The sequence below is a fragment of the Lebetimonas sp. JS138 genome, assembly GCF_000523335.1.
Taxonomy (GTDB): domain Bacteria; phylum Campylobacterota; class Campylobacteria; order Campylobacterales; family Nautiliaceae; genus Lebetimonas.
This window is the reverse complement of the sequence record NZ_ATHT01000001.1, coordinates 1,005,442-1,030,112: the sequence shown is the minus strand read 5'-3', so window position 1 is coordinate 1,030,112 and position 24,671 is coordinate 1,005,442. Positions and strand designations below refer to the sequence as shown.

The 24,671-nt window shown below is 33.5% G+C and carries 31 protein-coding genes and 1 pseudogene; 18 read left to right on the top strand and 14 right to left on the bottom strand.

Annotation, left to right across the window (positions count from 1 at the left end; genetic code table 11):
• The first annotated feature begins 39 nt into the window (after positions 1 to 39).
• Complete coding sequence (locus tag DZ67_RS0105955) at positions 40 to 528, top strand: thioredoxin family protein (protein WP_024787751.1); 489 nt, start codon at positions 40 to 42, stop codon at positions 526 to 528.
• Entirely contained in the window at positions 525 to 1,040 is a 516-nt protein-coding gene (gene purN, locus DZ67_RS0105950) for a phosphoribosylglycinamide formyltransferase (protein WP_024791900.1), read from the top strand. Before DZ67_RS0105955 ends, purN begins: the two co-directional genes overlap by 4 nt.
• Here purN and DZ67_RS0105945 read toward each other — a convergent pair.
• The 8 genes from DZ67_RS0105945 to DZ67_RS0105910 all read right to left on the bottom strand — a co-directional run bounded on the left by DZ67_RS0105945 (position 1,030) and on the right by DZ67_RS0105910 (position 5,988).
• Entirely contained in the window at positions 1,030 to 1,320 is a 291-nt protein-coding gene (locus DZ67_RS0105945; protein WP_024787750.1) for a hypothetical protein, read from the bottom strand. The two genes, purN and DZ67_RS0105945, sit on opposite strands and share 11 nt — an antisense overlap.
• Before the next feature lie 257 nt (positions 1,321 to 1,577).
• Entirely contained in the window at positions 1,578 to 1,934 is a 357-nt protein-coding gene (gene rplS / locus DZ67_RS0105940; RefSeq protein WP_024787749.1) for a 50S ribosomal protein L19, read from the bottom strand.
• A gap of 106 nt (positions 1,935 to 2,040) precedes the next feature.
• Positions 2,041 to 2,724, bottom strand: coding sequence for a tRNA (guanosine(37)-N1)-methyltransferase TrmD (gene trmD, locus DZ67_RS0105935; RefSeq protein ID WP_024787748.1), 684 nt, complete (start codon positions 2,722 to 2,724; stop codon positions 2,041 to 2,043).
• Positions 2,721 to 3,272, bottom strand: coding sequence for a ribosome maturation factor RimM (rimM, locus tag DZ67_RS0105930; protein ID WP_024790897.1), 552 nt, complete (start codon positions 3,270 to 3,272; stop codon positions 2,721 to 2,723). The genes trmD and rimM overlap by 4 nt, the downstream gene beginning before the upstream one ends.
• On the bottom strand, positions 3,265 to 3,504 hold the full coding sequence (locus DZ67_RS0105925) for a KH domain-containing protein (protein ID WP_024787746.1): 240 nt from the start codon (positions 3,502 to 3,504) through the stop codon (positions 3,265 to 3,267). Before DZ67_RS0105925 ends, rimM begins: the two co-directional genes overlap by 8 nt.
• On the bottom strand, positions 3,504 to 3,746 hold the full coding sequence (gene rpsP, locus DZ67_RS0105920) for a 30S ribosomal protein S16 (protein ID WP_024787745.1): 243 nt from the start codon (positions 3,744 to 3,746) through the stop codon (positions 3,504 to 3,506). Before rpsP ends, DZ67_RS0105925 begins: the two co-directional genes overlap by 1 nt.
• A 79-nt stretch (positions 3,747 to 3,825) precedes the next feature.
• Positions 3,826 to 5,175: a signal recognition particle protein gene (gene ffh / locus DZ67_RS0105915; RefSeq protein ID WP_024787744.1), complete on the bottom strand. Its 1,350-nt coding sequence runs from the start codon at positions 5,173 to 5,175 to the stop codon at positions 3,826 to 3,828.
• 78 nt (positions 5,176 to 5,253) lie between these two features.
• Entirely contained in the window at positions 5,254 to 5,988 is a 735-nt protein-coding gene (locus DZ67_RS0105910) for an RluA family pseudouridine synthase (RefSeq protein ID WP_024787743.1), read from the bottom strand.
• A gap of 199 nt (positions 5,989 to 6,187) precedes the next feature.
• Here DZ67_RS0105910 and DZ67_RS0105905 point away from each other — a divergent pair, with 199 nt between their 5' ends.
• The 12 genes from DZ67_RS0105905 (at position 6,188) to purF (ending at position 18,750) form a co-directional block, all read left to right on the top strand.
• The gene (locus DZ67_RS0105905) at positions 6,188 to 6,526 is read left to right on the top strand and encodes a hypothetical protein (protein WP_024791899.1); all 339 of its coding nucleotides are present in this window, start codon (positions 6,188 to 6,190) and stop codon (positions 6,524 to 6,526) included.
• Positions 6,527 to 6,636: 110 nt separating this feature from the next.
• Positions 6,637 to 8,142 (top strand): DUF3373 family protein, encoded by a 1,506-nt coding sequence (locus tag DZ67_RS0105900; RefSeq protein ID WP_024791898.1) that lies wholly within the window; start codon positions 6,637 to 6,639, stop codon positions 8,140 to 8,142.
• Positions 8,143 to 8,240: 98 nt separating this feature from the next.
• Complete coding sequence (locus DZ67_RS0105895) at positions 8,241 to 10,913, top strand: molybdopterin-dependent oxidoreductase (protein ID WP_024787740.1); 2,673 nt, start codon at positions 8,241 to 8,243, stop codon at positions 10,911 to 10,913.
• A gap of 3 nt (positions 10,914 to 10,916) precedes the next feature.
• Positions 10,917 to 11,585 (top strand): 4Fe-4S dicluster domain-containing protein, encoded by a 669-nt coding sequence (locus DZ67_RS0105890; protein WP_024791897.1) that lies wholly within the window; start codon positions 10,917 to 10,919, stop codon positions 11,583 to 11,585.
• Positions 11,586 to 11,594: 9 nt separating this feature from the next.
• Positions 11,595 to 12,899, top strand: coding sequence for a sulfide reductase (locus DZ67_RS0105885; protein ID WP_024787738.1), 1,305 nt, complete (start codon positions 11,595 to 11,597; stop codon positions 12,897 to 12,899).
• A 248-nt stretch (positions 12,900 to 13,147) separates the two neighbouring features.
• On the top strand, positions 13,148 to 14,614 hold the full coding sequence (locus DZ67_RS0105880; RefSeq protein ID WP_024791896.1) for an NAD(P)/FAD-dependent oxidoreductase: 1,467 nt from the start codon (positions 13,148 to 13,150) through the stop codon (positions 14,612 to 14,614).
• A 16-nt stretch (positions 14,615 to 14,630) separates the two neighbouring features.
• A complete protein-coding gene (locus DZ67_RS0105875) occupies positions 14,631 to 14,819 on the top strand; it encodes a hypothetical protein (protein ID WP_024787736.1) in 189 nt (62 codons plus the stop codon).
• Positions 14,820 to 14,862: 43 nt separating this feature from the next.
• Positions 14,863 to 15,180, top strand: coding sequence for a thioredoxin (gene trxA / locus DZ67_RS0105870; RefSeq protein ID WP_024789875.1), 318 nt, complete (start codon positions 14,863 to 14,865; stop codon positions 15,178 to 15,180).
• Positions 15,181 to 15,228: 48 nt separating this feature from the next.
• Positions 15,229 to 15,615 (top strand): hypothetical protein, encoded by a 387-nt coding sequence (locus DZ67_RS0105865; RefSeq protein WP_024791895.1) that lies wholly within the window; start codon positions 15,229 to 15,231, stop codon positions 15,613 to 15,615.
• A 65-nt stretch (positions 15,616 to 15,680) separates the two neighbouring features.
• On the top strand, positions 15,681 to 16,583 hold the full coding sequence (gene trxB, locus DZ67_RS0105860; protein WP_024789873.1) for a thioredoxin-disulfide reductase: 903 nt from the start codon (positions 15,681 to 15,683) through the stop codon (positions 16,581 to 16,583).
• Positions 16,580 to 17,347 (top strand): 4-hydroxy-tetrahydrodipicolinate reductase, encoded by a 768-nt coding sequence (gene dapB, locus DZ67_RS0105855; RefSeq protein ID WP_024789872.1) that lies wholly within the window; start codon positions 16,580 to 16,582, stop codon positions 17,345 to 17,347. The genes trxB and dapB overlap by 4 nt, the downstream gene beginning before the upstream one ends.
• Before the next feature lie 2 nt (positions 17,348 to 17,349).
• Entirely contained in the window at positions 17,350 to 18,750 is a 1,401-nt protein-coding gene (gene purF / locus DZ67_RS0105850; protein WP_084043348.1) for an amidophosphoribosyltransferase, read from the top strand.
• Here purF and DZ67_RS11300 read toward each other — a convergent pair.
• The 3 genes from DZ67_RS11300 to DZ67_RS10595 all read right to left on the bottom strand — a co-directional run bounded on the left by DZ67_RS11300 (position 18,713) and on the right by DZ67_RS10595 (position 19,341).
• The gene (locus tag DZ67_RS11300; RefSeq protein ID WP_201768317.1) at positions 18,713 to 18,811 is read right to left on the bottom strand and encodes a transcriptional repressor; all 99 of its coding nucleotides are present in this window, start codon (positions 18,809 to 18,811) and stop codon (positions 18,713 to 18,715) included. The genes purF and DZ67_RS11300 overlap by 38 nt on opposite strands.
• A 192-nt stretch (positions 18,812 to 19,003) precedes the next feature.
• The gene (locus tag DZ67_RS11065) at positions 19,004 to 19,129 is read right to left on the bottom strand and encodes a hypothetical protein (protein ID WP_269078237.1); all 126 of its coding nucleotides are present in this window, start codon (positions 19,127 to 19,129) and stop codon (positions 19,004 to 19,006) included.
• A 35-nt stretch (positions 19,130 to 19,164) separates the two neighbouring features.
• Positions 19,165 to 19,341: a hypothetical protein gene (locus DZ67_RS10595; RefSeq protein WP_156919576.1), complete on the bottom strand. Its 177-nt coding sequence runs from the start codon at positions 19,339 to 19,341 to the stop codon at positions 19,165 to 19,167.
• Positions 19,342 to 19,973: 632 nt separating this feature from the next.
• Here DZ67_RS10595 and DZ67_RS10590 point away from each other — a divergent pair.
• From DZ67_RS10590 to DZ67_RS0105800, 4 genes and pseudogenes are all read left to right on the top strand, one after another.
• Complete coding sequence (locus DZ67_RS10590) at positions 19,974 to 20,069, top strand: FeoA domain-containing protein (RefSeq protein ID WP_156919575.1); 96 nt, start codon at positions 19,974 to 19,976, stop codon at positions 20,067 to 20,069.
• A gap of 36 nt (positions 20,070 to 20,105) precedes the next feature.
• Positions 20,106 to 20,298 (top strand): annotated as a pseudogene (locus DZ67_RS11295) (FeoB small GTPase domain-containing protein); the annotation flags it as partial.
• 26 nt (positions 20,299 to 20,324) lie between these two features.
• Entirely contained in the window at positions 20,325 to 20,630 is a 306-nt protein-coding gene (locus tag DZ67_RS10430) for a hypothetical protein (RefSeq protein WP_024791893.1), read from the top strand.
• Between the two features lie 214 nt (positions 20,631 to 20,844).
• Complete coding sequence (locus DZ67_RS0105800) at positions 20,845 to 21,786, top strand: TIGR01212 family radical SAM protein (RefSeq protein ID WP_024791892.1); 942 nt, start codon at positions 20,845 to 20,847, stop codon at positions 21,784 to 21,786.
• Here the strand turns inward: DZ67_RS0105800 and DZ67_RS0105795 are convergent.
• The 3 genes from DZ67_RS0105795 to DZ67_RS0105780 form a co-directional block, all read right to left on the bottom strand.
• The gene (locus DZ67_RS0105795) at positions 21,783 to 22,364 is read right to left on the bottom strand and encodes an MBL fold metallo-hydrolase (protein WP_024791891.1); all 582 of its coding nucleotides are present in this window, start codon (positions 22,362 to 22,364) and stop codon (positions 21,783 to 21,785) included. The genes DZ67_RS0105800 and DZ67_RS0105795 overlap by 4 nt on opposite strands.
• 209 nt (positions 22,365 to 22,573) lie before the next feature.
• Complete coding sequence (gene rny / locus DZ67_RS0105785) at positions 22,574 to 24,133, bottom strand: ribonuclease Y (protein ID WP_024791890.1); 1,560 nt, start codon at positions 24,131 to 24,133, stop codon at positions 22,574 to 22,576.
• Positions 24,060 to 24,653: a 5-formyltetrahydrofolate cyclo-ligase gene (locus DZ67_RS0105780; RefSeq protein ID WP_024791889.1), complete on the bottom strand. Its 594-nt coding sequence runs from the start codon at positions 24,651 to 24,653 to the stop codon at positions 24,060 to 24,062. The genes rny and DZ67_RS0105780 overlap by 74 nt, the downstream gene beginning before the upstream one ends.
• Positions 24,654 to 24,671 lie beyond the last annotated feature (18 nt).

The following is a 24,671-nucleotide window of genomic DNA, read 5'->3' as shown; positions in this document are numbered from 1 at the left end:
TCTAAATTATAAGTGTTTGACACTGATTTAAGGATAAATATGAAAAAGTTTTTATTTCCCTTTATTTTATTAATAAATTTATTCGCATTTAACTGGTACGGAAACATTCATTGGGTTAAATCTTATGACATGGCAAAAATATTGGCTAAAAAAAAGCATAAACTTATTTTGACGGAAATAGCTGGTATTAAATGCCCTCCTTCAAAATATCTTTCAAAATATGTATATTCAGATAAGAAAGTTTCTAATTTTATAAACAAAAATTTTATTCCTGTTTTTTATTTTATTCAACAAAATTCCATTCCCGAAACAATAAAAAAACATTTTAAAGGTGTTACCCCTACATTGATTTTTTCTAAACCTAACGGAAAAATATTTTATATTTTAACAGGCTCAAGAAACAAATCGGAATTTTTAAGGGTATTAAAAGCCTTAATCAAACAATATCATCAAAAATTTAAAAAAGCTTCCATCAACTCTCCAAAACCGGTATGGCTGCAAATTCCAAAAAATAAAAAGAATAAATGAAAAGAGTAGTTGTATTTTTTGGAAAAGGCGGAAGCAATTTTTTAAATTTAATAAAAAAAGAAAATAATTATAAAATAATTGCAGGCATTACAAACAGAGCCGATTCTGATGCTTTAAAAGAAAAAAATTTACCTCCTATTTTAATAAGCAGTGATTTTAATGAAATTTTGGAACACCTTAAAAATTTAAATCCCGATTTAATAGTACTTGCAGGATTTATGAAAATAGTGCCTTCTTTTATAATCAATGAATTCAAGGGCAAAATAATAAATTTACATCCAAGCATTTTACCGAATTTCAAAGGCTTAAATGCAGACAAATTGTCCTTCGAGGCAAAAAAAGCATGCGGTATAACAGTACATTTTGCATCAGAAGAGCTTGACAGCGGCGATATTATTTTACAATATCACATAAATCCTTATAAATTTAAAACTTACGAAGAATATCATAAAGAATTAAAAAAAGCCGAATGGACTTTTTTACCGGATGTTGTCGAGAGAATCAATCTTTAAGTTTAATTAAAGTTCCCATTGAATAATAATCAAGTACATCTATTCCCTCTTTATTTTTAGAAGGAGTAATGGTGACAGTAATATTTTTTACCCCGTCAGCTTCCATTTCTTTAGCCTGTTCCTGAAGCATTATAATAACCTGTTTAAAAGCATCGGTAGGCAATACATCATCATACATTCTTGCCTGTTCCACCCTTACGCTTCCGTATGCAATTGTAATACATTCATGAGGTTCTTGAATTTCCCCAAAACTTAAAATCTGTTCATTATAATCTCTCATCCTCTGCCTTTTTTTAAAAATTATATCAAAATATATTTTTATTATTATTTTAATAAAACAAAGTGTTAAAAAAGTGCCCGTATAAAAATTATGAATTATGAATGTTGAATGTTGAATGTTAAATGTTGAATGTTAAATGTTGAATTAAATATTAAATTAAAAAAATATTCAAAAATCTCTAATTCAGAACTCAACATTCACAATTTAACATTATTCACAGTGTCTGTCACTATATTTATTACAAAAAAAGAAAGAGATTAATCTCTTCTTTCTTTGATTCTTGCTTTTTTACCTGTTTTTTCTCTTAAATAATAAAGTTTTGCCCTTCTGACTCTACCTTTTCTTACCACTTCGATACCGGCAATACTTTCGCTGTAAAATGGAAAAATTCTTTCCACTCCGATATTGTTTGCACCGATTTTTCTCACGGTAAATGTTTTGCCTGCACCGGTGCCTTTAATTGCAATTACCACACCTTCAAAATTTTGAATTCTTTTTTTATCGCCTTCTTTAATTTCAACCGCGACCCTTACAGTGTCTCCGGGTCTGAATTCAGGAACATTTTTTCCTTCAATTTGTTTAGCTTCAAAAGCCTCGATGTATCTGTTTCTCATTATTTTCTCCTTTGTGCCATTGGCCGCTTAGGGCATCCACACTTATTTTGAAGCGTAATTATATCAAAAATTAACAAAAAAACAAATTAAATTCTAAACATTAATTTTACATTTTCAATTTTTTATTATTTATTTGAAATAAATCAGGTCTATGAAATTTAGTTTTAAAAAGCGAAGTTTTTTCTTTCCACTTTTTTATTTTTTTATGATTTCCGCTTTTTAAAATTTCCGGAATTTTACCCGTTTTTGAAAATTGGGGGGCTTCAAGCAGATTATTGTTAAAACTCTCTTCAACTAAACTTTCACTGTTTCCTAAAACTCCCTTAATATTTCTTAACACACTATCAGCTATTATTAAACTTCCAAGCTCTCCGCCTGTTAGTATAAAATCGCCTATACTTATAACCTCATTCGCAAAATCTTCTATAAGCCTTTCATCAAATCCCTCATATCTTCCGGAAACTAATATTAAAACATCCTCGTAACTTAAACGAACAGCGTCTTTTTGATTATAAACTTTTCCAACGGGAGTTAAAAAAATAGTTTTTGCATTTTGATATTTATTTTTTAAAAAATTTAAACATCCCCTTAAGGCAATATTATCAATAACCATTCCGGCCCCACCCCCGGCAGGAGGAGTGTCTATATGCATATGTCTATTTTCGGCAAATTCTCTAAAATTTACAAATTCTATTTCAAAAACAGATTTTTCTAATGCTTTTTTTAAAATAGAATCTTCAAAATAAGGTTTTATTAAATTGGAGAAAAGAGTAACAAAAACAATTTTCATTTAAGACTTTCAAGAATATCTATTGCACCTTTAGCATAAATTTTTTTATTTTCAACATCCACATTTTCCACATTTCTTTTAAAATCAATTAAAAATCTTTTTGGATAACCTTTATTTACCAGAGATTCACCGGTTTTAATTATTAAATAATCTACATCCACCCTTTCTATTTCAACCACTTTTCCTAAAACTTGGAACTTGGAACTTCCAACTTGGCGATTCTCAATATTTTCCATTACTTCACATCCGATAATTTCAAACCAGAAATATTCGTTTTCTTTTAATTTTATTTCTTCTTTTGTTTTTTCAGAAGTGGTATAAAGGACTCTGTTAATAAGTTTCTTGGCTTCTTCGGGTGTATTTATGCCTTTAAATTTAACCAGATTTCTTTTTATATCTATTTTTTCTATGGTTAAATCTATTCTGTCGGATTCAAATGTAGCATTAGGTTTGAACTGCTCCGGAAAGTCGGTTAGGAGGTGAAGTTTCTGCCATCCCTTCACCCCGTAAGTTTTTCCAATTTTTGCAATTGGAATTTTTTTATTCATATGCTTTTAGTGTAATTTTATAATTTTTATCTTCTTTTGCCCTGCAGCCGCTTATAACGGTTTTTATAGCTTTTACCATTGCCCCGTCTTTACCTATTATTCTGCCCACATCGGCTTTTTTTGCATAAATTATAATTTCATCAAAATCACTATGCGGCACAATTTCACTTTTAATTACATCAGGTTCAAATGCCAAAAGTTTGGCATATTCCCTTACAAAAGATTCAACCATTAAGCGTTTTCTTCAGCTATTTTTTTTAGTTTAATAACTCTTTCACTCATTTTAGCACCTACACCAATCCAATAATTTACCCTGTCTAAATCCATTTTTACTGTTGCTGGTTCAGTTAAAGGATTATAATATCCTACTGATTCTATCCATCCTGAATCTCTTCTTTTTTTTGAATCTGTTACAACTATTCTGTAAAAAGGTCTTTTTTTTCTACCAAATCTTGCAAGTCTGATTTTTACCACGTGTATCTCCTTAGTTTATTTATTTATTTTTTATCCCGCCCAAACCGACCCATTAAAAATAATGTGAAATTTTAATACATTATTTTGGAAAATTCAAGCCTTTTGTCATATTCATAAGCTCATTCATATTTGGAATTTTCTTACCGGCAAATTTTTTTGCCATTTTTGCCGCATTCTGAAACTGTTTATTGATTCTGTTTACTTCCTGTACACTAAGTCCTGCTCCGCTCGCGATTCTTCTTCTTCTACTTGCACTCTCTTTTAGTAATTTCGAATTGGTTCTCTCTTTTGGGGTCATGGAATTTACCATGGCTTTTATTTTTTTAATTTCATCAGAATTTTCAAGGTCAATTTCTCCTAACTGTTTTAACATTCCGCCCATTCCGGGAATCATTGAAAGCAGGTTTTTCATACTCCCGAGCTTTTTAATCTGTTCAAGCTGCTTTATAAAATCTTCGTAATTAAATTCGCCTTTTTTAATTTTTTTGGATATTTTTTTGGCTTCTTTTTCATCCATTATAGCGGCCGTTTTTTCAACAAGCCCTTCTATATCCCCGGCTCCTAATAATCTGTTTACAATCCTCTCGGGCATAAATACTTCCAAATCTGCTATTTTTTCTCCGGTTCCCAGGAATCTCAGAGGTTTATGGGCCTGATGGGCAATGCTTAAGGCAACCCCGCCTTTGCTGTCACCATCGTATTTGGTTAAAATAACACCTGATATATCAAGTTTTTCATCAAAAGTTTTGGCGGTATTTATTGCATCTTTACCCGTGAGCGAATCGGCTACGTAAAAAATTTCATCCGGATTCACCTCTTTTTTCATTTTAACAAGTTCGCTCATAAGCTCTTCATCAATAGCAAGGCGTCCCGCCGTATCTATAAGCACAACATCATAATATTTACTTTTAGCAAATTCAACACCTTTTTTAACAACTTCAACGGCGTCTTTTGCAAATTCATCATAATATATATCAAGCCCGTTTGCCTCGGCTAACTGTTTAAGCTGTTCAACCGCTGCAAGTCTTTGTAAATCGGCCGCAACCATTAACACTTTTTTCTTTTTAAATGTTTTAAGATAATATGCTAATTTTGCAGTTGTGGTTGTTTTACCGCTACCCTGAAGGCCTGTCATCATTACAACAGTGGGAGGTTTGGGAGAAAATACAAATCCGAAATTTCCCGGGGCTTTAAGTATTTGGGTTAGGGCATCTTCAAGCGCCATTAAAAAATTTGCTTTTCCTATACCTTTTCTTTTTGTTTCAATTTCCACTTTTTTAATAAGTTCTTTTACCGTTTTAAAATGAACATCCGCTTTTAACAAGTTTTTTTTAAGTTCATCGAGCGCTTTTTTTAAAGATTTCTCATCATCTTTAAGTTTGATTTTATTAATTGCATTTCTAAAACCTTCACTTATTTTTCCAAACATTATTCTCCTTTACATTTTAGTGAGTTGTAAAAAAATAGTAACAATAAAACTAATTTTTAATTTTCCATTTTCAATTGATTACTTTTCTTCCTGCATTTTAAAATCATCTGGCTCTGGTGAAATAAATTCATAATCAAACAGTTTAAATTTATGGTGGTGAAGCATTACCCTTGCGTATTCTTTTCCCCCGTATTTCACATCTCCTATAATAGGATGTTCAATCGCTTTTAAATGAGCCCTTATCTGATGTGTTCTTCCTGTATGGATAACGGCTTTTATTTTAGATTTTGTCCTGAATGCCAAAATCGGCTCAATTTGGGTAACCGCCTCTTCACCTTTTGGTGAAATTTTAGCAAAAGAAGCCGATTTTGTCTTAATAATTTCAATAGGAAGGTTTATAATGTCATTTTGGGCGATTATACCTTCTACCCATGCAATATATTCTTTATAAACATTTTTATTTCTAAATTCTTCAATGGCCCGTTTTCTAAACTCTTTATTTTTTACCATTACAAGAATACCGCTTGTTTGCTTATCAAGCCTGTGCAAAAGCGGCTGTTTAAATTTTTGAGAAATTTCTTCGCTCGTAATAAACGGGGGTTTGTCAACTACCACTATATTTTTATCCTCATAAATTTTTCTTATATCAGGAATATTGATAATTTTAAATTTTATATTAGCAGGAAGAAGCCCTCTTGCTATCTTTATTTTTTTTTCCCTTGCATAAACCAAACCTCTGTCAATGAGTTCCTTGGCCTTTCTGTTTGATATGTTTTCCTGTTTTGCCAAAAGTATATACGCTTTTTCTTTCAATAACTGCCTTTTTTATAAAATTATATCATATTCTAATATTAATAAAAGGATTGAAAAATCATACAAAAATCTCCAAATTTCATTTATTTAGCAAAAATTTGTTAAATTTGTTATAAATTTTTTTTATTTTAAGCAAACTTTAAGGAAAAATGATGTATCATTTCATTGCAAATGAACATTTATTCATTAAAGGCGGATTATGAAATTTTCTAAAATTTTAGTCAGTGCAATTATGCTTGTATCTTTTGCTTATGCAATCAACGCTTATACAGCGGGTTACAGAGCATACATAAGATACATCAAACATTCGGGCGGCCATACATTAAAAGCGCCGGAACTGTTAAAAAAATTAAACGTTGTAACGCCAGATCAGTTAAATGCATTGTTTGCCGATAACGCAAAACCTTTTTTAGAAAAGCTAAAAACATTGAACCCAAAAGCTGCTAAAGGAATGCAAAAGATAATTGAAAAAGGCAAACTCCCTTATTTAAAAGTATTCTTCACCCAAATACTGCAGGGAAGAATACCTCCCGGATGACTTTAAAAAAAATACCTCCGGGAGAGGTAGACAATTACATTAAATTTGTTATAATTTGCACTGACTAAAAAAATCCGAAATTAAATTAAAAAATCAAAGGAGAAAAAAAAATGAAAAAATTTTTACTTTCAGCATCAGTTGTAGCAGGACTTTTCGCACAGCCTACGGTTGAGCAGTTACAAAAACAAATCGAGCTTTTACAGCAACAATTAAATCAGTTAAAAACCAGCCAGCAAAAAGTTGAAAAAAAAGTTGACGAACAAAACGACAGATACTATAAAAAAGTATCGCCTGTGGTAGTAAATTCACATCTATTTTGGGGATATGATTTAAGAACAGCATTCGATTATCTTAACAAACAAACAACATCAGGATTAACATATAATATTGCTCCTGATATGACAGGACAAAGCGGACATCAATTTGCAGGTGTAGTTACAGGACAAACTGACAAAAAAGATCATATTGGTCAGGTTTTACAAAACAGAATTATCCTAACAGGTGTATACAAACCCGCAGATAATTTAAAAGCAACTGTAAGAGTCGAAGCCAATAAAGTATTTGGTATGACTTCAATTAACAGCATGAATCAACCTTTCCAAAATGTTGACTGGGTAGTAAATGAAACACCTGACGATGCAAATATCAGAATCAAAGAAGCTTTCTTTAATTACTGGTTTGGTCCGGATAACGGATTAATGTTCAGTGCGGGTAGAAGACCGGCGACTCAGGGATTTCCAGCTAATTTAGTTGACGAAGACAATGCAAACAGTCCGCTTGGACATTTAATCAATATGGAATTTGACGGATTCAGTTTTGAAGTTGGAAACTCATTATTCTCTAAACTATCAGATAAATTTGCTGATTGGGGAACATGGATTAAATTCTGTTTGGGAAGAGGTTATACCGCTTCTAACGGAAAATGGTCATTAAACAACACTCAACCTGATTATACAAAAGGTAATGCTCATCATGCAGATTTTGGAGGATTTTTATTAATTCCTTATGATGACGGACAATATTCATTAAAAACAGAAACAGTCTGGGCATTTAACCTTCAAGGTTTTAAAATGGCTTTCACAGGTCCTAGTACATTTGTTGCTGACATGGCAACATTAGGAAATTATTTCGGTGAAAACGCCGTATTTGCGGCTCAAGGAATCGGTGACGGGATAAGCGATTTTCTTGACAACACTACAGCATTTGTTTCTTGGGCATTTTCAGAAACAAGACCTAAATCCGGACAAACTATGCTTGGTTCAGATAAAAAAAGAACAGGTCACAGTATCTGGGTAGGTGCTGATATGCCGGGATTTGCAGATAACGACAGATTCGGTCTATCTTATGTAAACGGAAGCAAATACTGGAGAAGCTTTACTTACGGAGAAGATACATTAGCCGGAAGCATTGCAGCAGTTAGAGGACACGCTTTTGATGTATATTACAATCATCAGATTATTCCTCATCTAACAGCACAGTTAAGATATACATACATTAAATACAATCATCCTGGAAGTGATGCATTCTTTGGTGATATGGGTAACCCAGATAACACAATGTTCAGTTATGTTAAAAAAGCTAAAGACATAAGAGCTTATATCAGATATAACTTTTAATTAAATTAAGATAATTTTCTCTTATATCCCTCTTCGGGATATATATTTTTTTCAATACTATGCTACAATTACTACGTAAATTTCTAAAAGGAGAATCAATGTCTGAAATTGTTGATTTAAAAAGAAGGAGCTTCCTGAAAGGTTCAGCAGCTGCGGCAGCAGGTGTAGCGGTAACCGGCTCATCAGCATTTGCTTTTGGACCTTATGAAGAAGGTTTAAACGAAAAAGAAAAGAAAGAAGAAGATATTAAAAACGCAAAATTTACCCCCAATGTTTGCGGTATGTGCGTAAACATGTGCGGGGTAATTGTTAGAAACGTTGATGGGAAGGTAACAAAAATAGACCCGAATCCGCTTTATCCAAAAAGCAGAAATTTTATGTGTGCAAGGGGTAATGCGGGAATTGCGGAAGAATACGACCCGGATAGAATTACAACACCTTTAATCAGGGTTGGGAAAAGAGGTGAAGGTAAATTTAGAAAAGCCTCTTGGGATGAAGCGCTTGATTATATTGCTAAAAAAATGATTAAAATACTTGATGAGGAAAAAGATAACAGAAGCACATTCCTTTTCGGTGTCGGTGCAACATCAGGGGTAGTTGATGAACCAATTATAATGAACTTGGTAAACGGTATTGGAACTGCTAACTTTATTGACCACTTTTCAACATGTTTTGCGCCTTCATTTATAGCAAACAGCTTAACATTTGGAAGTTGGGGACAGGGAGATTTCAGAAACACAAAATATCTTTTGAACTTAGGAGCAAACAGGGCTGAGGGAATTGTAACCCCGGATACTCTTGATATGTTTAAAAGAACACACAAAAGAGGAATTGAAAAAATCGTGTATGTTGATGTAAGATACACTAATACAGCTGCCCAGGCTGATGAATTTATTCCTATCAAACCTGGAACCGACGGTGCTTTAATCCTTGCAATGATTCATGAAAGCATTAATAAAGGTTTTCATAAAACTCCTTATAAGGCTGATTATATTAAAAAATATGTTACCGGAGTTGAAGAACTTGAAAAATTCTTTACAACGGGTGAAGGTGCCAAATATACTCCTGAATGGGCTGAAAAAATAACTGAAATTCCTGCTTCTACAATCAGAAGAATTACAAAAGAATTTTCAGATGCGGCTGAAAAATATAAAGGTGCCGCAAACTGCTACAGAAGCAGAAAATCCACATGGTATTATCAGGATTTTGATTTTAGACGTGCTCAGGCGATTTTCAATTCAATTCACGGATGCGTTAACAGACCGGGCGGAATTATTCTTGGAAGAGGATTAAAATTTGAAAGCTATGAATATGAGGATTTTCCTATTTATGATAACGCAAAAACAAGAATTGATATTGCCTGCTTAAAACCAAACACATATCCATTGGGCAACCCTCAAAAAGGTAGCTGGCCTATTATCAGAGATACAATTTTGGATGTAAATACCAGATGGAAAAAAGGCGAAAAATTAGCTGATAATGAATATCCTGTAAGAGCGGCATTCCATTATAAACAAAATCCGCTTCAATCGGTTCCTGATTATGAAAAAACCGCCAAAATGTATGAAACAATGGATTTGGTGGTTGTAATTGACATTCAGGGAACCGATACAGCTCTTTATGCAGACGTAATCTTGCCGGATACCGTTTATGTAGAAAGAGAATCCCCTTTAAAAATGTTTAATACAATAGAACCTTACATTACCTGGAGAAGCCAGGGAGTCGAACCTAGAGGATACGCTCAGGATATATATTTTATGTGCAAAGAACTTTCAAAAAGAATAGAAAAGCCTTTTGCGGCAATTACATTTAAATATACCTGGGACGAAGGCGGTTTTGGAGTAAAACTTCCAAAAAACTTTGATTTAACCAAATATTTAACAGATGATTTTAAAATAGATAAAACAAAATTAAAAGCAGATATTAAAGATGAAAAACTTCTAAAAGCGATTTTAGAGCATGCGAGCGATGATGATTTGGGAATTGAAACATTCAGATTAACAGCGGCTTATGATAAAACTGTTTCTGAGTATAACGAAGAAACAATGAAGGAACTATACGGAGAAGAAGCCGCCAAAATAGCAAAAGAATGGGGGGTTTACTGGCCTGGAATAGAAAATGCAGTTAAATCAGGTATTTTGGATGAACATTTAAAAGCATTCAAAAAAGATACTCAAAATAAAAATGAATTAGCTGAAACTGTTTATCAAAAATTTACCACTCTTCCGAAAGATTATTATATTGTCCCTAAAAAAGGAAAATATATTAAAGTAGCCTTAAAAGGATTGGAAGGTAAAAAATTCACAAATCCTATAAACGGTAAAATAGAAACTTTAAGAATGTTTCCTATGTGGAGAGACAGCTTATATAAAGCTCCAAACACCAATGAAAAAGAAGTGAGGGTGGTAGTCGGAAGACACGCATATTTTACTCAAAGTTTTCATTCAAACAACTATTTACTGCTTGATTTAATGAATTATAATTATATGTGGATAAATGATGAACTTGCAAAAGAAATGGGGCTTAAATTCAAGGATGAAGTGGAACTTACAAGCGAACAGGGTAAAAAAGTAAGAGCCAAAGTTTATCCTACAAAAAGAATCAGAAAAGATACGGCGTTTATCGCAACAGGGTTTGGATCTCAGTCTCCAATGATGACACTTGGATACAAAAACGGTATATCCCAGGCTATGATTTGTGAAAACGCAATTGATCCAATTCTTGGTTCCGCAAGTATGAACGAAACTCTTGTAAAAATAAGAAAGGTGTAAGCCATGGCAAATTATGCAATTGCACTTGAATATCAAAACTGTATAGACTGTAGAGCATGTGAAGTGGCATGTAAAGACGAAAACGGAGTAATGTTAGGAGCTGATAAACAAAGAATATGGGTTGGTATTGTAGAAGGCGGAAAAACACTCGCTGACGCGTTTTTAAATTTTTATCCGTCTCAATGTAATCACTGTATTGACGCACCATGTGTAACTGTATGTCCTACAGGGGCAAGCCATTATGCAGAAGGGGGACTTGTTAAAGTAGACCCTTCCATGTGTATTTTATGTAAAGGTTGTATGGAAGCCTGCCCTTACGGCGCAAGATTTGTGGATGAGACAAAACACGCAGTTGACAAATGTACATTCTGCGACGGAAGAATCCAGGAATACGGAACAACCGCCTGTAGTGCGACATGTCCGACTAAAGTTAGAACATTCGGTGATTTGGAAGATGAAGATTCCGATTTGGTAAATTTACTAAAACAAAGAGAATTTTTCTTCTTAAAAGAAGAAGAAGGCACGCTTCCTAAATTATTTTATCTTGTACCGGAAAATAAAGAATATGCAAAAAGAACATTGGGTGATGTTAAAACACACACATGGGATGAGATTAAACCATTATATGAAGCTGCAACTCAGGCCAAAGAACCTGAGTGGAAAAAAGCGTAAGGAGCCGCTATGAAAAATTATATAAATTGCTGCGGATTAAATATAAATAGAGTCAGTTTTACAGAATTATTTTTTAACAAAGTAATGCTTATTGCATATGTTTTAATAGCGATAGGTTTGGTAGGCTGGTATGAACTGTTTCATTTAAGATATTTTCACGATTTTATTTCCCAGGCAGGAATGGTGGCAGCCGGAGGTGACCCTGAAGCACTGAAACATGCCGCTATTGCTTTGAAAGAGCAGATTTTTAATCTACCGGAAATAGAAGAAGTAAACAAAGCGGAACCTTGGGGCGTATTTGTAACTCAGTATGTTTATCTGCTTTACGGCGGAAGCGCCTTGATTTTCTTAACTGCATTGGGAGAACTTTTCCATGTAAAAGTTGCTCCAAAAGTAGCAGCCGCTATGATGACTTTCGGTATTTCAATGGTTTTTGGCGGATTAGTTTCTATCGCAAGCGACTTAGGTAACTTATTACATATTTACTGGATGGTTTTAAATCCTCAGCCTCAGGCGGGTATGTGGTTAATGCTGCCTTTATACAGTATTTATATACCGTTTACATTTATCGAAATTTATTTCTTAATTACATCCAAAAGAGATTTGGCGAAAAAACTTGCGTTAATTTTGGTTATATTAAGTTTATGTATTGACTTGGGAGAATTTTATATCCAAGGTTTATTATTTAACCAAAACACACCAAGACATTTATGGACAGATATTCCTCAGCTTTGGATTTATTTCCTAATTACAGGTGGAATCACAGGAATAGGCGGAGCAATTATTTTTGCATTTTTAGGATTAAGAGAAAAACCTTATTTTGACGACTTTATTAAAATTGCAGCAAAAACAGGGATTGTTTTAACAGTTTTGGCCGCTATTTATGAAATAATAGATTTTATGTTGGTAGATCCTAAATGGGTAAATTTAATGATTAAAGGAAGCCCAATCAGCTGGATGTATTGGGGATGGCTGATTTTGGGAATTGTAATTCCTTTTATCCTGTTTTTTTCAAAGAGTAAAGGTGCTGTATTAATAGGCGGCATTTCTGCAGTTATAGGCGCATTTTTAATGAGACAGGCATTTATTTTCGGAGGTAATATTATTCCTATGAGCGCAAGGGTTGACGGTCTGGGATATCAAGCAAACGGTGTTTACCAGTTAGACGCAATTACCCCATATGCATATATTGCCCCTCATCCAATGGAATGGATGATAATTATAGGATGTCTCGGTATAGGCATAGCGGTTTTTGCATTGCTTGATAAAATATTCGATATAAGAAACGTAACAGATTCTTACGAACATCATTAACTCCCTGCCCTTTTGGGCAAAACCCAATATAATTATAAATGTTAAATTTCAAATGTTAAATTAATTTTTATTTTTTTAATTTATAACTCAACATTTATAATTTCTAATTAAAAGTTGTGTCTGTCACCTTTATAGTCAATAATTTCAGATTATAGTTTTTAATAACTTTTAATTAAATAAAGATAAAAATTATCTTAAATTAGATATTTGAGTTATAATTAAACATAAAAAAATAAAAAAGGTTAAAAATGAAACCAAAAATAGTTGTTTTAGGGGCAGGTATTTCAGGACATACGGCAGCTATGAATTTAAAACATAATCTTAAAAATAAAGCAGAAGTTATTGTAGTTTCTCCTAATTCAAAATATCAATGGGTTCCTTCAAATATCTGGGTTGGAATAGGTGCTATGAAGCCTGAACAGGTATATTTTGAATTAGCTCCTGTATATTCTAAACTTGGAATTGAATTTAAACAGGCAAAAGCTCTTAGTATTCATCCAGAAGGTGATGCAGGAGAAAGCAAGCCGTATGTAACTATTGAATATACTGCAGGTGCAAGAGCTGGAGAAAAAGAAAAAGTTTATTTTGATTATTTAATTAATGCCACCGGTCCAAAATTAAATTTTTCAGCCACTCCCGGGCTTGGACCGGAGACAGGAAATACTACATCTATATGCAGTTACAATCATGCGGATCATGCATGGAAAGAGCTTCAAAAAGTTATAGAAAAAGCAAAAAAAGGTGAAAAACAAAAAGTTCTTATCGGTCTTGGACATGGTGGATGTACTTGTCAGGGTGCTGCGGTTGAATATACAATGAATGTGGCATCTTTAATATATGATTTGGATTTAATGGATTATATTGATGTAACTTATATTACTAATGAAATGGATTTAGGTGATTTGGGCCTTGGCGGTGCATATGTTAAAAACAACGGTTATATCACACATACAAAAAACATAATTCGTTCTATGTTTAGTGAATATGGGGTTGACTGGATTAAAAGAGCAAGTGTTTATAAGGTAGAGAGAGGCAAAGTATATTATGAGACATATGAAGGTGAAGAAAAAACAGTCGAATATGATTTTGCAATGCTTATTCCTCCGTTTAGCGGTGTCGGAATTACAGCTGTTGGTCCAAACGAGGAAGATTATACAGATAAACTATTTAAACCAAACGGATTAATGATAGTAGATGCAGATTATTCAAGCGGGCAAAAACCGTATCATGAATGGAGTGGTGAAGACTGGCCAAAAAAACTTCAAAATCCGACATATGAAAACATATTTGCAGTAGGTATTGCATTCGCTCCTCCTCATCCAATTTCAATGCCAAATAAAACTAAATCAGGCCGTCCGTTGACACCGGCACCTCCAAGAACAGGTATGCCAAGCGCTGTTATGGCTCACGCAACAGCTCTAAATATAGCAGAATGGATACTTGAAGGAAAACCAAGCTTCAGACATAAAGCAAGTATGGCAGAACTTGCAAGTATTTGTATTGTTTCCATAAATTACGGATTTAGGGGAATTGCAGGAAGTATGTCTGTTTATCCTACAATACCTGATTTCAAAAAATATCCGGATTTTGGAAGAGATATTAAATATACAATAGGTGAAGTAGGAAGTGCCGGTCACTGGTTTAAGTGGCTCATGCATTATCTGTTTTTATACAAAGCGAAAGCAAAACCTTTTTGGTATTTGATTCCAGATTAAAATTAAGGAGAAAAAAATGGCAATTAGAAGTCCTCAAATAGGATTAAAAATAAAAGAATGGGAAAAAAGAGCATATGATGAAACTAAATTTGGGATGTATCCGACTCCTTTTGAGAGATGGAAAAGAAAATGTATAATTTGGCAGTTTGTAAGATTTGTTATTTTATCGTTAAAATTTAAAAAAACAGCCTCTGTTAATGGGTAATTAATAAAATTTTGGATATAATTCAATAAAAAAAAGGATTAAAATGGCATTAGAAATTACTAAAGAAAATTTTGAAGAAACTGTAAAAAACAATAAATTAGTTGTAGTAGATTTTTGGGCGCCTTGGTGCGGACCTTGTAGAATGGTTGCTCCTATTATTGAAGAATTAAGCGAAGAATATAAAGACAAAGGCGTAGCAGTAGGTAAAATTAATACAGATGAACAACAAGAACTTGCTATTCAATTTGGAATCAGAAGTATTCCAACAGTTTTATTTATAAAAAACGGTGAAGTTGTCGATGCAATGATAGGTGCTGCACCAAAAGCTATGTACGAAGAAAAAATTAATTCGCTTCTTTAATTGAAAAGTAAATTCTTCTATACATTCAGCTCCTTTTTCGGAGCATTAATGGTAGCTGCTTTTTTTTTCTACTATAAATATAAATTCAGTGAATATAAATTTGTTAATTTTGAAAATATTATACTTTATACCAAAAATGATATTTTTATACCCAAAAAAAACGAATATACTTTGCTTATTTTCAGCTCACGTATGAACAATCTCAAAAATTTAATAAAACACATAAAAACACATTACCCTGTTTTAGTAGTAGATATTTATCAAAAACGCAAAAATTATCCGAATATTATCTATACAACAGCCGGAATAAATACTATAATTAAACTTATACAATATCTTAACATTTATGAAGTGCCTGTTGCTGTAAATATAAAAAGATATCATAAATTATTATACAAGCAGGACAGCCCTTTAAAAAAAGTGAGTAGTGAATAGTGAGTTGTGAGTAAGTTGCCAAGAAGTTAAGTAGCTGAGTTGAAAAGTTAAAAATGGAGGAAAAAATGGAATATGATGTAATTATAATCGGAGGAGGACCTGCGGGACTAAGTGCAGGAATATATGCAAGCAGACTCGGAGCAAAAACTCTAATTCTTGAAAAATTAAATCCCGGAGGGCAGATAACTTTGAGCAGTGAAATAGAAAATTACCCCGGAGTGTGTGAAGTTAAAAGCGGACTTGAAATGATGATGTGCTGGCCCGAGCAGGCAAAAAAATTCGGATGCGAGATAAAAAGCGAGGAAGCATTACAATTAATAATGGAAAATGGAAAATGGAAAATTAAAACGCATAAGAATGAATATACGGCAAAAGCTGTAATTTTGGCAACCGGTGCCACACCAAGAAAAGCAGGATTTGAGGGCGAAAGAGAATATACCGGAAAAGGCGTCAGTTATTGCGCAGTGTGTGACGGGTTTTTCTATAAAGACAGAATCGTAGCCGTAATAGGAGGGGGAGATACAGCTTTGGAAGAAGCCCTCTATCTAAGCAAAATTGCAAAAAAAGTATATTTAATCCACAGACGCTCTGAATTCCGCGCAGCCCCGTCAACTCAAAAAAAAGTCTTTAATACAGAAAATATTGAAATAATTTATAACGAAACCGTCAAAAAAGTATATGGAAATGAGTTTGTAGAAGGTATAATTTTATCTTCAAACGAAAAAATTAACGTCGAGGGAATATTTGTATTTGTAGGTATGAATGTAAATAATGAGCTGGTAAAGGATTTAGCCGAACTTAACGAATTTGGAGAAGTAAAAGTAAATTTAAAAATGCAAACCAGTTTAAAAGGGCTATATGCGGCTGGAGACGTAAGGGAATCAAGCATCAAACAGGTTGTTGCGGCAGCGGGAGATGGAGCAACAGCGGCTATTAATGCTATAAAATACCTAAAGGAGAATAAATGAAATACGGAATTGTTGGTGCAACCGGAAGAGTGGGTCAGCTTTTAGTAAATATTATTAAAAATTCGGATGACATTCTTTCAGCTGTAATGTTTACAGGCAAACAGAGTGTTGAATTTCCTGAAAAAACTATAATAACAAATGATGCAAAAACACTTCTTGAAAATTCTGATGTAGCAATTGATTTCTCAGCACCTATTGCGACTCAAAAACTTCTTGAAGCAGCCCTTGAAAATCCAAAACCACTTGTTATCGCCACTACAGGTCTTAATGACCACCAAAAAAATTTAATGATTGAGGCAAGCCAAAAAGCACCTATTTTATATGCCACAAATATGAGCTTAGGTGTTGCTATTTTAAACAAACTCGTGGCAATGGTCAGCGAAAAACTTAAAGATTTTGATATTGAAATAGTGGAACAGCATCACAGATACAAAGTCGACGCTCCAAGCGGTACCGCCTTAACATTAGCAAAAACATGTGCAAATGCCAGGGGACTTGAACTTAAAGATGTAATGATTACCGGAAGAAGCGGCCATGTGGGGGCTAGAACAAAAAATGAAATAGGTGTTTTTGCCTTGCGTGGAGGAGACGTAGTGGGAAGACATACTGTAGGATTTTATAATGACGGGGAATTCTTAGAACTTAATCATACGGCTACAAACAGGGAAACCTTTGCAAGGGGCGCCATTAAAGTTTCAAAATGGCTTATAAATCAAAAACCGGGGCTTTATTCAATTAATGATGCATTGGGATTAAGGAAGTAAAAATGTGTTCAGTAGTAGGTATTTACGGTAATGAAAATGCAAGCAAACTTGCATTTTACTCTCTTTTTTCAATGCAGCACCGCGGTCAGGAGGCGGCAGGAATCAGCAGCAGTTTTAAAGGTCACATCAAAACGGTTAAAAACAGGGGACTTGTAACACAGATTTTTAAAGAAGAAGATTTTAAAATTTTAAAAGGCGATATGGCAATAGGCCATACGAGATATTCCACCGCAGGAGACGATTCCATACTTGATGCCCAGCCTATATTTGCAAGATACGGACTTGGGGAAATTTCAATAGTACATAACGGAAATTTGGTAAATGCAAAAGAAATAAGAAAAGAACTTATAAAAAAAGGGGCTATTTTCCAAAGTAATATGGACACAGAAAATTTAATTCATCTTATAGCCAAAGATTATCAGAAAAACACCCTCAAAGAAAGAATAACAGATGCCGTTAAAAAAGTAAAAGGGGCTTTTTCACTGGTTATTCTTTCCCGGCATAAAATGTTTGCCTTAAGGGATCCGTTTGGATTCAGGCCTCTTTCTATCGGAAAAATACGCTCAGGCGGCTATATTGTAGCCAGCGAGACATGCGCATTTGAGCTGGTAGATGCCGAATTTATAAGAGATATAAAACCCGGAGAGATGATTATTTTTGAAGATAATGAAATTAAAAGCGAAATGGTTTTCAAGCCTTCGCCAAAGCAGTGTATTTTTGAATATATCTATTTTGCAAGACCCGACAGTGATGTTTTTGGAAAAAATGTTTATCTTGCAAGAAAACAGATGGGAAGAAAATTAGCAAAAGAACTTCCGGTTGTTGCCGATATGGTTGTTCCTGTACCGGACAGCGGGGTTGCAGCGGCTCTGGGGTATTCAGAAGAAAGCGGCATTCCGTTTGAAATGGGAATTATGAGAAACCATTACGTAGGAAGAACATTTATAGAACCAACTCAGGAAATAAGAAATTTAAAAGTTAAAATGAAACTCTCTCCAATTATTGAAAAAATAAAAGGTAAAAGACTTGTTGTAATTGACGATTCAATCGTCAGGGGGACAACATCCAAAAGAATAGTCAGAATGCTAAGAGATGCGGGTGCAAAAGAAGTTCATATGAGAATAGCGGCTCCGGCAACCATAGCACCTTGTTATTATGGTGTAGACACTCCTACAAAAGAAGAGCTTATTGCAAGCAAAATGAGTGTGGAAGAAATTAGAAAATATATAGAGGCCGACAGCCTGGCCTATCTTTCTATTGAAAGCATAATAAAAGCGATAAATGATAAAAGGGAAAATTACTGTTTTGCCTGCTTTGACGGCAATTATCCCGTTTATGATTTTTTCTCTTTTTCCTGTTCTTTTGCTATTTTTTCTTGGATTTTGGTATTTCAAATTTTTTAATCAGACTGTTTTCTTCAAGCATTGCAAGTGTGCGATAAACCGTTGCTATTCCTATATTCAATTCAGGGTATTGTTTTTTTATTACAAGATATAAATCCGGATATTTTTAAATTCATCCCTCTAATATATTAAAAACAGCAGTATAAATTATAACAGAAGAAAATATTGCCAAAAATAAAACAATACCCTGAATTAAATATTTTTTTATTTTCATTCTATCCACCTTTTTTTTTAAAGACACAAAAAAGTGTCTTTAAAAAGCGTAATTTACAAACACTCTTGTATTTTTAAATTTATCATCATTAATCTTGTCATCAACATCTGAATAAATACTAAGACCTTTTATAACATCACTTGCGTCCCATTCTCCGTTTACCAATACTGCATCTCCGTCTTTTCCAGCCTCAGCAATTGTTAAGAAGTTTGCAGATGTAAAGAACCTTTATACCCTGCACTTGCACTAAATCCGTAAACTTTAGCTGAATCTTCATTATTATAATGCTGATTTGCATATTGAACGCCTAAGCTATAAGAAAAATCATCCTTTTCACCCTCATAATTTGCATCTGTATAAAAAATCCCTGTCTGCACTTATTCCACTAAAAGATTTAGTTTCAGTGCGCCGAGTGTTGTTTTTTTCATTTATTCTCCTTGTGAATTTATTTGATGTAAAAGAGTAAAAAACTTTTTATAACTCTGTGGCATTTGTTGCAGACTATAAACGCTTAATTGTTTTTTTATACCTATAACACAAAAACATCTGTCTTTATTCTCTGAGAATATACGGTATATTGCCTGAATAAATTATTTTTTTATTTTTGCCTTTTTCATACTGTAAAAGAATAATACTCGCATTTTATTAAACAAATATTAAGTTGATAATAGTTATCATTAAAATCTTATGATGGACTTTTTGAAATAAAAAAATATAAGGAGATTCTAATACAAAATTGGTTGAATTTAATTATAAGAGACAGGACTTATAGGATTTGAATCGGCAAGAGCTGTTATTATGGAAAACGGAAAAAGACTGGCTGAGTTAAGTCCGGGGGAGAGTGCAGATGTTGCAAATTTTGAAGGTGGGAAAGAAGGTTTTATACATTAAAGATATAGAAAAAATACCTTTAATGGTAACTGTTAAAGAAACAGGCAAAAAACATGTGATAGGTGAAGGACTTGCAGATAAGATTTTCGTTGAATATATTAAATAAGGAACTTATAATATGGGACCTTTGCTTATAAAAGCAGGAGAATCCAGAATCGCCCTTGGATTTGGACTTGCAAACAAAATAATTGTGGAGGAGATAAAAGAAAATTAAGAGATATGGGAATTATCAGAGGAGAAAAAATTAAAGTTGAAAAAACAGGTTGCTTTTGCAGGAAACCCGAATGTGGGAAAAACCGCATTAATTAATACTATTGCAGGTGCAAATTTAAAAGTCGGGAACTGGCCGGGGGTAACGCTTTAAAACTTATCGACCTTCCGGGAACATACAGTTTAAGCAGGAAAAACCGGATAGTGTTGTTAATGTGGTGGATTCTACCAACGATGTATATTGTTTTCAAACTGACGTTTGACGGAAGCGGACCGTTTATCGACTGGACAGACGGACTTATACCATTTACGCTACGAGAGCATTGGAAGAACCGGGGCTTTTGTAAAAAAAGCGGGAACGGTTATTGCGGCTACAATGGTTATGGTATATAATGTTCAGGAAGATGAAGATTCAGATGAAAAAACCACTTTTATGGAAGATTTAAAAGAACAGTTTACAGGTTTTTTTGGTGCTGTCAAAGATTCTATCAGCGCAATGTTTGGAAGCATAATGACCGAAATGTTTGAATTAATTAAAGGGAAAGGATGGAAAATACAAAAATAAGAAAAAGAAATTTAAACAAATTAAATTATATAGATTTCAAAATAGTGTTCAAAAATACAACTTATAGCTGAACTTAACAAAGCACTAAAAGAAAAAGGATTTCTTACCAACAAAGGAACTTTTTTAGAAAACATTTGAGCCCCTCTTAAAACTGTTTTTTCTTTTATCAAGACTTTTCCTCTCTTTTTTGTTATAAAAAGTAAAAAGAAGGTTTATGGATAAATTATATACATTTGGAAAATATTTAAAACAAAAATTTGATAAAAGAATAAAAAAAGTTCCTATTTCCGTACCTGGTTTCACATGCCCTAATATTGACGGGACAAAAGCCAGGGGAGGGTGTGTGTTTTGTGAAAATGAAAGCTTTTCCCCCAATTTTAAAAAAGAAAAATTTACTTTAACCCCTTTAAAAAAAGAAAACCCTCTTTTAAAAAAACAGTTAAAAGAACTGCATTCCCAATATAATGAAACTGTAAAACTTTATAAAGATTTGTATAAAAGTGAAAAATTTTTAGTCTATTTCCAAAGTTTCACAAACACTTACGCCCCTTTTTCAACTCTGAAAACACTTTATCAAAAAGCTTTGAATTTGCCCGACGCAATTGGTCTTAGCATCGGCACAAGAGCCGACAGTATAGATGAAAATACTTTGAATTACTTAAAAGAACTCAGTAAAAATTATGAAATATGGATAGAATACGGAGTTCAGAGTTCTAACAATAAAACACTTGCCAAAATAAATAGGGCCGAAATTTTTGAAGACATTGCAAAAACCATAAAAAAAACAAAAGAAATGGGGATAAATGTATGTGCTCATATAATTTTCGGACTTCCGGGGGAAACACAAAAAGATATGCTAAAATCCGTAGAAGATGTAATCAATCTCGGAGTGGATTCAGTTAAATTTCATCCGTTATATGTAACACAAAACACACTTTTAGCGCTTGAATATAAAAAAGGAAATTTTGAACCGATAGACGAAGAACTTTATATAGACACATTAATTAAAGCCATTAAAATGCTGCCGCAAAACGTATCAATACAAAGAATGACGGCAGGAACTGAAAACCTGCTTGCCCCCAAATGGTGTAAAAACAAATCTATTCAAATGAGCCATATCCATAAAGCCCTGTTAAAAGAGGGAATAAAGTTTTAAAGATATTCAAGCCACATTGGAAGAAATTTCTGAGCCTTTTTTATTGTTGTGGCAGGTCCATGTCCCGGATACATTTTTTTATCATAAGGAATTTTTAAAAATTTTTTGATTGATTTTTTCATATCCTCGGGATTTGAATAAGGAAAATCAACCCTTCCTATGCTTCCGTCAAATATAAAATCCCCGCTAAATAAAAATTCGCTTGTTTCAACAGTGATACTGCCCGGTGTATGCCCTGGAAAATGACGGATTAAAATATCAAAATTCCCTATTTTATAATTACCTTCATTAAGTAAAAAATCCGGTTTTACTTTTGGAGGGTTAAAACCAAACTGGTCGTTTTCCAAGAAAAACGCATCATTTTTATGGATGTAAATTGGAATATTAAAATATTCTTTTACTTTCTTATCATCCCAGATATGGTCAAAATGACCATGGGTGTTGATTATTGCAACAGGGTCTTTTACATTCTCTTTTATCCACTCAAACGCACCAATGCCCGGGTCAATAATAATTTTTTTATCAACTATATAACAGTTTGTTTGAAATTCCCCAAAAGGTCTTGCTAAAACTTCCATCACTTTTCACTTTTCATTTTTAATTTTTCACCATAGCCGCTTTTGATAGCCAGGTGAGCAAGCTCACTTTTCGCTTGGAACTTGGCTACTTGGTGGAACTTGACCACTTTCAATTCATAATTCATAATTCATAATTCACTACCCCGCCGCTTTGCAAGCGGCCGGGCATGCTCACCACTCACAACTCACTACTCACCATTTTCACTATTTTATGCCGCCGCAAAAGATATGGCCCTTTTTTCCCTGATAACGGTTACTTTAATTTCACCCGGAAAACTAACCTCATTTTCAATTCTTTTTGCAATTTCTCTGCTTAAAAGAACCGCCTCATCATCATTTACCAAATCGGCTTCAACTATTACCCTAACTTCTCTTCCCGCATTAAGAGCATAAGCATTTAATACCTCAGGATAAGAAGTGGCGATATTTTCTATCGATTCAACCCTTTTTAAGAATGCTTCAAGAACTTCTCTTCTTGCTCCCGGCCTTGCGGCAGAAAGGGCATCTGCCGCACAGACTGCCGCAGCTTCAATACTTTTAGCTTCTTCATGCCCGTGATGTGCTTTTATTGCATTAAGCACAACTTCCGGTTCTTTATATCTTTTACATAAATCATATCCTAACGTTACATGGTCCCCTCCAAAATCATGAGTCAGAGCTTTACCTATATCATGTAAAAGACCTGCCCTTTTTGCCAAAAGTTCGTCTCCTCCTATTTCAGCAGCCATAATTCCTGCCAAATGCGCAACTTCCAAAGAATGTGCAAGTGCATTTTGTCCGTAACTTGCACGGTATTTAAGCCTTCCTATTAATTTGACAATTTCGGGATGTATTTTGGCACTTGCAAGCCCCAAATCTATTATTATATCTTCACCCTCTTTTAAAACTTTTTCTTCAAATTCATCTGTAACTTTTTTATAAATATCTTCAATTCTGGCAGGCTGGATTCTTCCGTCTTCCACCAACCTTTTTATGGTTTCAACTGCAATTTGACGTCTATAGATATTGAAACTGCTGACAGTTATGGCTTCCGGGGTGTCGTCTATTATAATATCGCAGCCTGTCACCATTTCAAGTGTTTTTATGTTTTTACCCTCTTTTCCTATAATTCTGCCTTTCATTTCATCATCTCCTATCGGAACAACATTTATAAGCCTCTCACCTGCAAAATCTCCTGCATATCTCGTAGTTGCCTGTGCTATTATAAACTGCGCTTCTTTTTTTGCGTTATTTTCAGCTTCTTTGATAATTTTTCTAGTAAGATGCGCCACATCATCTTTTAAATCCTCTTTTAAGGAATTTAATAAAATTTCTTTTGCTTCGTCTTTTGTAAGACCTGCCGCATTTTCAAGTTTTTCCTGAAGTATTTTTATCTTTTGGTTAAAAGTGTTTTTTAATTTTTCAATAACTTTTTTTTCTTTTTCAAATAAATTCTTTTCCCGTTCAAGTTTTTGTGCATCCTGCATTTGCTGCTCAACCAATTCTTCAATTTCTTCTTCTTTTTTCAAAATTTCATTTAATTTGTTTTCATACTCTTTTTGAAGCTCAATTTTTTGTTTTTCCAAAGAATTTTTAGCTTCAAGTTCTATTTCTTTTGCTTTTGATTTTGTATTTTCAAGCAAAATTTCAGCTTCATGTTCAATAGCTTTTGCTTTGGCTTTGGCTTCTGAAAGATAAATATCATATTTTGCCACATCAATTTTTCTGGCTATAAAGTATCCCGCCAGAGCGGATAATATCGAAACGGCTAAAATTATTAAAACGTTCATTTTTTCTCCTTATATTAAAACTTATATATTCATCCGCCTTAATATCAAACTTATCTGCCACATTTAATTTTGTGGCGCAAGGCGTTAACTGCAAGAAAACAATTTTTGGCTTATATTTGAGATTGGCGAAAAATCTGTCATACATTCCCCTGCCAAACCCTATTCTTTGAAAATTTTGTGTTATTCCCACAACAGGCACTATTGCAAGATCTATTTTTTGTAAAGTTTTTTGTTTGTTTACAGGCTCGAAAATTGAGAATTTTTTCTTTTTTATCGGCAATTGATATTTTACCATCTTAAAGCTTAAATCTTGCATAAACGGGACGAAAATATTCTTTTTTTCCCTTCTTAAAGCGTTAATCACCCCTTTTATATCAGGCTCATTTTTCAAAGGGATAAAAAAAAGTATATTTTTATAATTTTTCGCCAGATTATAAATTTCTTTTGATATTTTCTTTGAAAGCAAATATCTGTTATAAATTTTTTTATCCAAACACTTTTTTCTAAACCTGTTTTTCATTTTTATACCTTTTTGATA

Coding starts and splice junctions, on each gene's coding strand:
- DZ67_RS0105955 (WP_024787751.1), top strand. CDS start 40: ATGAAAAAGTTTTTATTTCCCTTTATTTTATTAATAAATTTATTCGCA.
- purN (WP_024791900.1), top strand. CDS start 525: ATGAAAAGAGTAGTTGTATTTTTTGGAAAAGGCGGAAGCAATTTTTTA.
- DZ67_RS0105945 (WP_024787750.1), bottom strand. CDS start 1,320: ATGAGAGATTATAATGAACAGATTTTAAGTTTTGGGGAAATTCAAGAA.
- rplS (WP_024787749.1), bottom strand. CDS start 1,934: ATGAGAAACAGATACATCGAGGCTTTTGAAGCTAAACAAATTGAAGGA.
- trmD (WP_024787748.1), bottom strand. CDS start 2,724: ATGAAAATTGTTTTTGTTACTCTTTTCTCCAATTTAATAAAACCTTAT.
- rimM (WP_024790897.1), bottom strand. CDS start 3,272: ATGAATAAAAAAATTCCAATTGCAAAAATTGGAAAAACTTACGGGGTG.
- DZ67_RS0105925 (WP_024787746.1), bottom strand. CDS start 3,504: ATGGTTGAATCTTTTGTAAGGGAATATGCCAAACTTTTGGCATTTGAA.
- ffh (WP_024787744.1), bottom strand. CDS start 5,175: ATGTTTGGAAAAATAAGTGAAGGTTTTAGAAATGCAATTAATAAAATC.
- DZ67_RS0105905 (WP_024791899.1), top strand. CDS start 6,188: ATGAAATTTTCTAAAATTTTAGTCAGTGCAATTATGCTTGTATCTTTT.
- DZ67_RS0105900 (WP_024791898.1), top strand. CDS start 6,637: ATGAAAAAATTTTTACTTTCAGCATCAGTTGTAGCAGGACTTTTCGCA.
- DZ67_RS0105895 (WP_024787740.1), top strand. CDS start 8,241: ATGTCTGAAATTGTTGATTTAAAAAGAAGGAGCTTCCTGAAAGGTTCA.
- DZ67_RS0105890 (WP_024791897.1), top strand. CDS start 10,917: ATGGCAAATTATGCAATTGCACTTGAATATCAAAACTGTATAGACTGT.
- DZ67_RS0105885 (WP_024787738.1), top strand. CDS start 11,595: ATGAAAAATTATATAAATTGCTGCGGATTAAATATAAATAGAGTCAGT.
- DZ67_RS0105880 (WP_024791896.1), top strand. CDS start 13,148: ATGAAACCAAAAATAGTTGTTTTAGGGGCAGGTATTTCAGGACATACG.
- DZ67_RS0105875 (WP_024787736.1), top strand. CDS start 14,631: ATGGCAATTAGAAGTCCTCAAATAGGATTAAAAATAAAAGAATGGGAA.
- trxA (WP_024789875.1), top strand. CDS start 14,863: ATGGCATTAGAAATTACTAAAGAAAATTTTGAAGAAACTGTAAAAAAC.
- DZ67_RS0105865 (WP_024791895.1), top strand. CDS start 15,229: ATGGTAGCTGCTTTTTTTTTCTACTATAAATATAAATTCAGTGAATAT.
- trxB (WP_024789873.1), top strand. CDS start 15,681: ATGGAATATGATGTAATTATAATCGGAGGAGGACCTGCGGGACTAAGT.
- dapB (WP_024789872.1), top strand. CDS start 16,580: ATGAAATACGGAATTGTTGGTGCAACCGGAAGAGTGGGTCAGCTTTTA.
- purF (WP_084043348.1), top strand. CDS start 17,350: ATGTGTTCAGTAGTAGGTATTTACGGTAATGAAAATGCAAGCAAACTT.
- DZ67_RS10590 (WP_156919575.1), top strand. CDS start 19,974: ATGGGACCTTTGCTTATAAAAGCAGGAGAATCCAGAATCGCCCTTGGA.
- DZ67_RS0105800 (WP_024791892.1), top strand. CDS start 20,845: ATGGATAAATTATATACATTTGGAAAATATTTAAAACAAAAATTTGAT.
- DZ67_RS0105795 (WP_024791891.1), bottom strand. CDS start 22,364: ATGGAAGTTTTAGCAAGACCTTTTGGGGAATTTCAAACAAACTGTTAT.
- rny (WP_024791890.1), bottom strand. CDS start 24,133: ATGAACGTTTTAATAATTTTAGCCGTTTCGATATTATCCGCTCTGGCG.
- DZ67_RS0105780 (WP_024791889.1), bottom strand. CDS start 24,653: ATGAAAAACAGGTTTAGAAAAAAGTGTTTGGATAAAAAAATTTATAAC.